This window comes from Burkholderia sp. E168m23 (assembly GCF_016586125.1).
Taxonomy (GTDB): domain Bacteria; phylum Pseudomonadota; class Gammaproteobacteria; order Burkholderiales; family Burkholderiaceae; genus Burkholderia; species Burkholderia orbicola.
In genome coordinates, this window is record NZ_BCPP01000326.1 from 1 (window position 1) to 6,743 (window position 6,743).

Sequence of the window (6,743 nt, forward strand, 5' to 3'; positions counted from 1 at the left end):
GCGTGGCCCGCAGCAGTGACCGTCGAGGCCGTGTTGCCGCTCGTCACGGAGAGCCTCTCGACACAACCGCCGGTCGTGCGAACGCCGATTTCGCGATGAAACATTTTGTTACATATTGGGCGTTCGTCACCCTCTTGAAGCGTGCCTGCCCGCCACTATTTCGCTTTTCGCCAATCGATGGCACGCCGGCGCAGCGCAGCCCTTGCGCGTGCATGCGCCGACGGATTCCCTTTTTCAGGTGATCTCATCGCTCAGGAGATGAAAATGCAGATTCGTCCCCTCTACGACCGGGTTATCGTCAAGCGAATCGAACAGCAGCGGACGACGGCCTCCGGCATCGTGATTCCCGATTCGGCCGCCGAACGGCCCGAGCAGGGTGAAGTGATTGCAGTCGGCAGCGGCCGGCTGCTCCAGGACGGCTCGCAGCGCCCGCTGCAGCTCCAGGTCGGCGACCAGGTTCTCTTCGGCAAATATGCAGGCCAGACCGTGAAGGTGAACGGCGAGGAACTGCTCGTGATGCGCGAAGAGGACGTCATGGGCGTGCTCGAACCCGAATCGCCGGCCGCCAGGAAAGCGGCCTGAATGCCGATTCGACCGCGTCGCACGGGTGTGTACCCGCTGCGCGCGGCATCCCGTTCAACGACTGTATCCGGAGCAAGAAAATGACTGCAAAAGACGTGAAATTTCGCGATGGCGCGCGCCAGCAGATCGTCAAGGGCGTGAACGTGCTGGCCGACGCGGTGAAGGTGACGCTCGGCCCGAAAGGCCGCAACGTCGTGATCGAGCGCGGCTTCGGCGCGCCGGTGATCACGAAGGACGGCGTGTCGGTCGCGAAGGAAATCGAGCTGAAGGACCGCTTCGAGAACATGGGCGCGCAGATCGTCAAGCAGGTCGCGTCGAAGACGGCCGACGTGGCCGGCGACGGGACCACCACCGCCACCGTGCTCGCGCAGGCGATCGTGCAGGAAGGCATGAAGCACGTCGCGGCCGGCATGAACCCGATGGATCTGAAGCGCGGCATCGACAAGGCCGTCGGCGCGGTGCTCGACGAGCTGCGCAAGCTGTCCCGACCGATTTCGACCCACAAGGAAATCGCGCAGGTCGGCGCGATTTCCGCGAACTCGGACGAGGCGATCGGCAAGATCATCGCCGACGCGATGGAGAAGGTCGGCAAGGACGGCGTGATCACCGTCGAGGACGGCAAGTCGCTCGAGAACGAACTCGACGTGGTCGAAGGCATGCAGTTCGATCGCGGTTACGTGAGCCCGTATTTCATCAACGATCCGGCGAAGCAGGCGGCCTATCTCGACGACGCGCTGATTCTGCTGCACGACAAGAAGATTTCCAGTGTCCGCGACCTGCTGCCGATTCTCGAAGCGGCGTCCAAGGCCGGCAAGCCGCTGCTGATCGTGGCCGAGGACGTCGAGGCCGAAGCGCTCGCGACGCTCGTCGTGAATTCGATGCGCGGCATCCTGAAGGTCGCCGCCGTCAAGGCGCCGGGCTTCGGCGACCGACGCAAGGCCATGCTGGAGGATCTCGCGATCCTGACCGGCGCGACCGTCATCTCGGAGGAAACCGGCAAGCAGCTCGACAAGGCCACGCTGGAGGATCTTGGCAGTGCGAAGCGTGTCGAGGTGCGCAAGGACGACACGATCATCATCGACGGCGCGGGCGATGCGGCGCGCATCGACGCGCGCGTGAAGTCGATTCGCGTGCAGATCGACGAAGCGACGAGCGACTACGATCGCGAGAAGCTGCAGGAGCGTGTCGCGAAGCTCGCGGGCGGCGTGGCGGTGATCAAGGTCGGCGCGGTTACCGAAGTCGAAATGAAGGAGAAGAAGGACCGGGTCGACGATGCGCTGCATGCGACGCGTGCAGCGGTCGAGGAGGGCATCGTGCCGGGCGGCGGCGTCGCGCTGCTGCGTGCGCGCGCGGCGCTGTCCGACATCCGGGGCGCGAATGCGGACCAGGATGCCGGCATCCGGATCGTGCTGCGTGCGCTGGAAGCGCCGCTGCGCGTCATCGCGGCCAACGCCGGCGACGAACCGTCGGTCGTGATCTCGAAGGTGCTCGAAGGCAAAGGGAACTTCGGCTACAACGCGGCGACCGGCGAGTACGGCGATCTGGTGGACGCAGGCGTGGTCGACCCGACCAAGGTCACGCGTACCGCGCTGCAGAACGCCGCGTCGATCGCGAGCCTGGTGCTGACGACCGATGCGACCGTCGCCCAGGCGCCGAAAGAGGAGAGCGCCGAGTCGGCTCCCGCGCCCGAACTCGGCTACTGACCGGCGTCGCAGGCCTGCCTGCGATCGTCGAACAGCCGCTGGCCGGAGCGGCTTTGGTCGGCGCGCGCGACAGTGGGGACGCGCCGCGCCGCTTTTTCATGTTTGCGAGACCGACCATGAAGCTCGAACTTTCGATCGATTCCAGGCCGCTGCACGTCGAACTCGACGACGTCATCGCCGGCCTGCTCGCGGCGCGGCTCGGCCTGCCGCCCGACGGCGACCATCGCGGCGCGATCGGCCGCTACCTCGGTGACGCGGCGGGGCCGTGGACGCTGGATGACGACCATATGCGCAAGCGTGTGATGCGCCGCCTGATTCTCGACATCGCCGATCCGACGCTGGTCATTCAGTACCTGATGGCCGACCAGACCGACCAGGCCGGGCCGGGCGAAGCGGGCGCCTGATGCGGGTCGAACGCGCGCGCACGGTCGGCGATGCATCAGGCATGCGGCTCCTGCCGTCTGGACGGTGCGTCGGCATCCAAGTCACACGCTGATAGACGAGAACCCTCCCGCCCAACGGCACTTGTTTCCATTTCGTTATCCATATTAAATCTAAGAGACGCCCGCGATCACGCTCGGGCGCCCGTCATCGAGCTTTCGTTCAGGCGCCGTCTGGCTTGTCCGGCTTGCCTGGCTTGCGCCCCTGCAGGGCCGGCGGGCCCGCGCCGAGTTCGGCGCCCGTCACCGGGTCGCTGTTCGGATCGGATGCGAGTCGCTGCGCCAGCGCTTCGATGGCATCCGCTTGCTGCGCGTCGAGCGTGCCTTCCGGAATCCCGGTGCCGCCATCGACCGCCGGTTCGGCGGGGCGGATTTCGAGTTCGCCGCCGTGGTTCCAGGGGCCGACCAGCGGCGCCGCGTCCGGCTGCATCCGGAAGTACACGTGATCGTACGGCGTCTTCGGCGGCAGCTTGCCGGGCGGGAAGTTCGCGGTGATCGCATACAGCGCCTTCTCGAACGACATCTGGTGCGACACCTCGCGCGTCATCAGGAAGCCGAGCGCGTCGCGGATATCCGGATCGTCGGACACGTTGATGAGCCGCTCGTAGATGATCTTCGCGCGCGCTTCGGCCGCGATGTTCGAGCGCAGGTCGGCGGTCGGTTCGCCGATCGTGTCGATGTACGCGGCCGACCACGGCACGCCGCCCGAATTGGTCAATGGCGCGCCCGCGCCGTACAACACCTGTGTCACGTGGCTGTCGTTGCCCGCGCCGTGCAGCTTGCGATACAGCTCGGCCTGTTCGTCGACCGCTTCGGCGAGTTCGCCCTTGGCGCCGCGGTTGAGCATCGCGGCCATCGAGCCGATCACCTCCAGGTGGCTGAGTTCCTCGGTCGCGATGTCGAGCAGCATGTCCTTGCGGCCGGGGTCTTCTTCAGTGATCGCCTGCGTGAAATAGCGCATCGCGGCGGCGAGTTCGCCCTGCGGGCCGCCGAACTGCTCGAGCAGCAGGTTGGCGAGGCCGGGATTTGGCGCGCCCACGCGCACCGTGTACTGAAGCCGTGTGTTGTGGATGAACATGGCATCTCCGTGGAAAGGGTTGCGCGACATTCGCCGTGTCGAAACAGCACGAATCGATCCCGTGCGGATGACGAAGGCGCGACCGGTTCGCAACGAGTCGCTTCTCGCGTACGGAGCGGACTGCCGCCGATGCAAGGACGCGGCACACGGGAGGGGCGGCGTCGGCTGCAGTACGAGCGTGCATCGCGTGCTGCCGGATTTTCAAGCGGTTGCATTTGTCGGCACGATGGCCGGGCAGATGATCAGGTGGGGCTTCATGGGGTGCCGGAGTCTGGCCTGGGCGCACGGGCTCGTCACGATGACGCCCGCGTTCGTCGTCGTCGTGCTGAAGATCGTGTGGCCGGCGGGCCTGCCTAGCGCCGGCCGGCGTGCTGGTTCATCGCGCCTTCAGCATTTCGTCGGCGAGCCGATAGGCGCTGACCGCGCGCTTCGATTCGTAGTCGGCGATCGTCGACACGTTGCGCCCGGCGTCGCGCGACAGCAATCCTTGCAACGCGGCGGCGGCGAAGAAATCGCGCAGGTCCGGCGTTGCGGATTTCGGCTCGGGCGGAGCGGTTTCGACGAGCGGCCCCGCTTTCCAGAAAACGGGCGACGGCGTGGCTGCCTTGGAGACGGCGGCGGTTTGCTTGATGCTCACATCCTGGGAAAACGGCGTCATTTCTTCCCCTTCGATTCGGTATCTGTTGGCGAAGCAGCGTAACGTCCCCGATTGCATGAGCGAGCATCGTTTCGTTTTGTTTTTGAGCGGTACTAATCGCTTGATCGACGCGAATATTCGCTGTTAATACGGTATTCGTCAAAGAAAATAAATTGGTTTCGACGGCCCGAAGCGGGAGCACGATTCGTTCCCGCTGGCAGTCGAGGAAACCCGTCGCGTTTCGCAAGCCGAGGTGGATGGTATGTCGGCACGAATGACGTTCCGGTGACACCCCGACGTGCGGCCGCGGCGGTCTTTGCGGGGTATCTCGACGCCCCCGCGCGCACATGCCCCGGGCCCTTTACCACACGAGGATTGCAAGCCTTCAGTCAGGCGCGCTCGCGCGCTTGCCGGCGCCCTACACTGCGTACGGAAGCACAGGGGGCAGTATCGCGGGCGGGATCGTGGGACGACCGGACGAGCGCGACGACCCGCTATCGCTCGGCGTCCGGTACACGATGTCCCACCACACCCTCAGGAGAAGTCAATGGCACGGCAAGCGCCTACGCACAAGGAGCGGCCTCCATCGCTCGCGACGTTGAAGAGCCATCTGTCGTTTCCGGTAGTGGGCATTGGCGCGTCGGCGGGCGGTACGACGGCGTTGCAGACCTTTTCTAGAGTGCGCCGACGAACATGGACATGGCGTTCGTCGTCGTCCATCTCGCGCCGAAGCAGGTCAGTCATATGGACGCTGTCCTGCAGCGCACGACGGGCATGCCGGTGCATCAGGTGACGTCCACGGTATCGATCGAAAAAAACCACATCTACGTGATCGCACGGGGCATGCAGCTCGAGATGTCGGACGGTTGCCTTCGTTGCCACAGTCGGGACCAGTCGACGATGCTCCGTTCACGATCGATCACTTCTTTCGGACGCTGGCGGACATCACGCTCGCGCAGACACCGGACGACGCCGAGCATGCGGAGATGCCTCGGCACGCGATTGCCATGGCGCGCATCGATATCGTGCTGCCGGCGGCCGACGTGCCGCAGCGGTTGCTCGATCTCTGGTCGGGTGCGCGCCGCATCGAACAGCAAAGCTTCGAATTCACGCCGCCGCTTCTATCCGGGCACGAACACGCCCATCGCCGCGATTGCCATCGCGAGCGTCGCGATCCATCCTCCCCATGCAAGCGCGCCTCTGACGGCAAACTCGCCCATGACCCGCTTGCTTCTCGCCATCAGCATCATCACGACCATGATCGGAACGGCGCTCACGCCGTTGATGACGGCGCTCCAGTAAAGCGCGCGGATCGGGTCGAAATGCATGAACGTGAATGCGATTCCGCCGACGATCGCCAATACGATCACCGCATAGAATTCCGGCGCGACGCCCAACTGCAGCGCGAGACTGTTGCGCCAGCGGAATGTGCCCGCCGCCGCATAGGCCGCCGACCCTGCGAGCACCGGTAGCGCGAGCAGGCCGGTGCCGACGATGCCGAGCGCAAACAGCACGTATGCGAAATGACCGGCAAGCGGCTCGAGCGCCCGCGCGGCATCCGCCGACGTCTTGACGTCGATGTGATGCGCGTTGAGCGTGGCCGCCGCCGTCAGCACGATGAAGAAGGCAATCACGTTCGAGACGCCCATGCCGAACCACGTGTCGAAGCTGATCCGGCGCAACTGGGCGGGCGCCTGGTGCGGCATGCGCCGCAGCGGCCGCGCGTCCGGCACGGCGCGCAATTCTTCGACTTCCTGGGACGCCTGCCAGAAAAACAGATACGGGCTGATGGTCGTGCCGAGCACGGCGACGAGCGTGGTCAGATACGCGGCGCTCAACTGCGCGTGGGGCTGCACGATCGCGCGACCGACCTCCGCCCAGCTGACCGGCACGATGAGGGCGACCGCGACATAGGCGAGCAGCGTCAGCGCCGTCCATTTGAGCAATCGCGAATAGCGGTCGTACGGGACGAAAACCTGCAGCGCGACCGACACGCCGCCGAGGCACACGATGTAGAGCTGCTGCGGGCCGGGCAGCAACAAATTGACGGCCGCGCCCATGGCCGACAGGTCGGCCGCGATGTTGATCACGTTGGCCGTGATCAGCAGCACGACCGTCCCGTACAGCAGCCATGGCGGGTAGTGCTTGCGCATGTTGGACGCGAGACCCTTGCCCGTCACGCGGCCGATTCGCGCGCTGACCAGCTGGATGGCCGTCATCAGCGGGTACGTGAGCAACAGCGACCACAGCAGTTCGAAGCCGAATTGGGCGCCCGCCTGCGAGTACGTGCCGATGCCGGAAGG

6 protein-coding genes and 1 pseudogene are annotated in these 6,743 nt (G+C 65.4%); 4 read left to right on the forward strand and 3 right to left on the reverse strand.

Annotated features, from left to right (window positions below; translation table 11 throughout):
• The first annotated feature begins 264 nt into the window (after positions 1-264).
• The 3 genes from groES to JMF90_RS17790 all read left to right on the forward strand — a co-directional run bounded on the left by groES (position 265) and on the right by JMF90_RS17790 (position 2,689).
• On the forward strand, positions 265-582 hold the full coding sequence (gene groES / locus JMF90_RS17780; RefSeq protein WP_006482399.1) for a co-chaperone GroES: 318 nt from the start codon (positions 265-267) through the stop codon (positions 580-582).
• Positions 583-662: 80 nt separating this feature from the next.
• The gene (groL, locus tag JMF90_RS17785; RefSeq protein WP_077220351.1) at positions 663-2,285 is read left to right on the forward strand and encodes a chaperonin GroEL; all 1,623 of its coding nucleotides are present in this window, start codon (positions 663-665) and stop codon (positions 2,283-2,285) included.
• A 116-nt stretch (positions 2,286-2,401) separates the two neighbouring features.
• Positions 2,402-2,689 (forward strand): hypothetical protein, encoded by a 288-nt coding sequence (locus JMF90_RS17790; protein ID WP_027809463.1) that lies wholly within the window; start codon positions 2,402-2,404, stop codon positions 2,687-2,689.
• 199 nt (positions 2,690-2,888) lie between these two features.
• On the opposite strand, the gene JMF90_RS17795 is transcribed toward JMF90_RS17790, so the two are convergent.
• On the reverse strand, positions 2,889-3,803 hold the full coding sequence (locus JMF90_RS17795) for a manganese catalase family protein (protein ID WP_201317479.1): 915 nt from the start codon (positions 3,801-3,803) through the stop codon (positions 2,889-2,891).
• A gap of 376 nt (positions 3,804-4,179) precedes the next feature.
• Positions 4,180-4,461 carry a hypothetical protein gene (locus JMF90_RS17800; RefSeq protein WP_034175559.1) on the reverse strand — a complete coding sequence of 94 codons (282 nt, stop codon included), beginning with the start codon at positions 4,459-4,461 and terminating at the stop codon, positions 4,180-4,182.
• A 723-nt stretch (positions 4,462-5,184) separates the two neighbouring features.
• On the opposite strand from JMF90_RS17800, the gene JMF90_RS40785 reads away from it, so the two are divergent.
• Positions 5,185-5,742 (forward strand): hypothetical protein, encoded by a 558-nt coding sequence (locus JMF90_RS40785; protein ID WP_374104242.1) that lies wholly within the window; start codon positions 5,185-5,187, stop codon positions 5,740-5,742.
• Here JMF90_RS40785 and JMF90_RS17810 read toward each other — a convergent pair.
• Positions 5,700-6,677: pseudogene (locus JMF90_RS17810) on the reverse strand (NRAMP family divalent metal transporter); the annotation flags it as partial. The gene JMF90_RS40785 and the pseudogene JMF90_RS17810 overlap by 43 nt on opposite strands.
• Between the last annotated feature and the right edge of the window lie 66 nt (positions 6,678-6,743).

What these genes read in the sequence shown, in the direction of transcription:
- groL (WP_077220351.1), top strand. Translation starts at nt 663, where the DNA reads ATGACTGCAAAAGACGTGAAATTTCGCGATGGCGCGCGCCAGCAGATC.
- JMF90_RS17800 (WP_034175559.1), bottom strand. Translation starts at nt 4,461, where the DNA reads ATGACGCCGTTTTCCCAGGATGTGAGCATCAAGCAAACCGCCGCCGTC.
- JMF90_RS17795 (WP_201317479.1), bottom strand. Translation starts at nt 3,803, where the DNA reads ATGTTCATCCACAACACACGGCTTCAGTACACGGTGCGCGTGGGCGCG.
- JMF90_RS17790 (WP_027809463.1), top strand. Translation starts at nt 2,402, where the DNA reads ATGAAGCTCGAACTTTCGATCGATTCCAGGCCGCTGCACGTCGAACTC.
- JMF90_RS40785 (WP_374104242.1), top strand. Translation starts at nt 5,185, where the DNA reads ATGGACGCTGTCCTGCAGCGCACGACGGGCATGCCGGTGCATCAGGTG.
- groES (WP_006482399.1), top strand. Translation starts at nt 265, where the DNA reads ATGCAGATTCGTCCCCTCTACGACCGGGTTATCGTCAAGCGAATCGAA.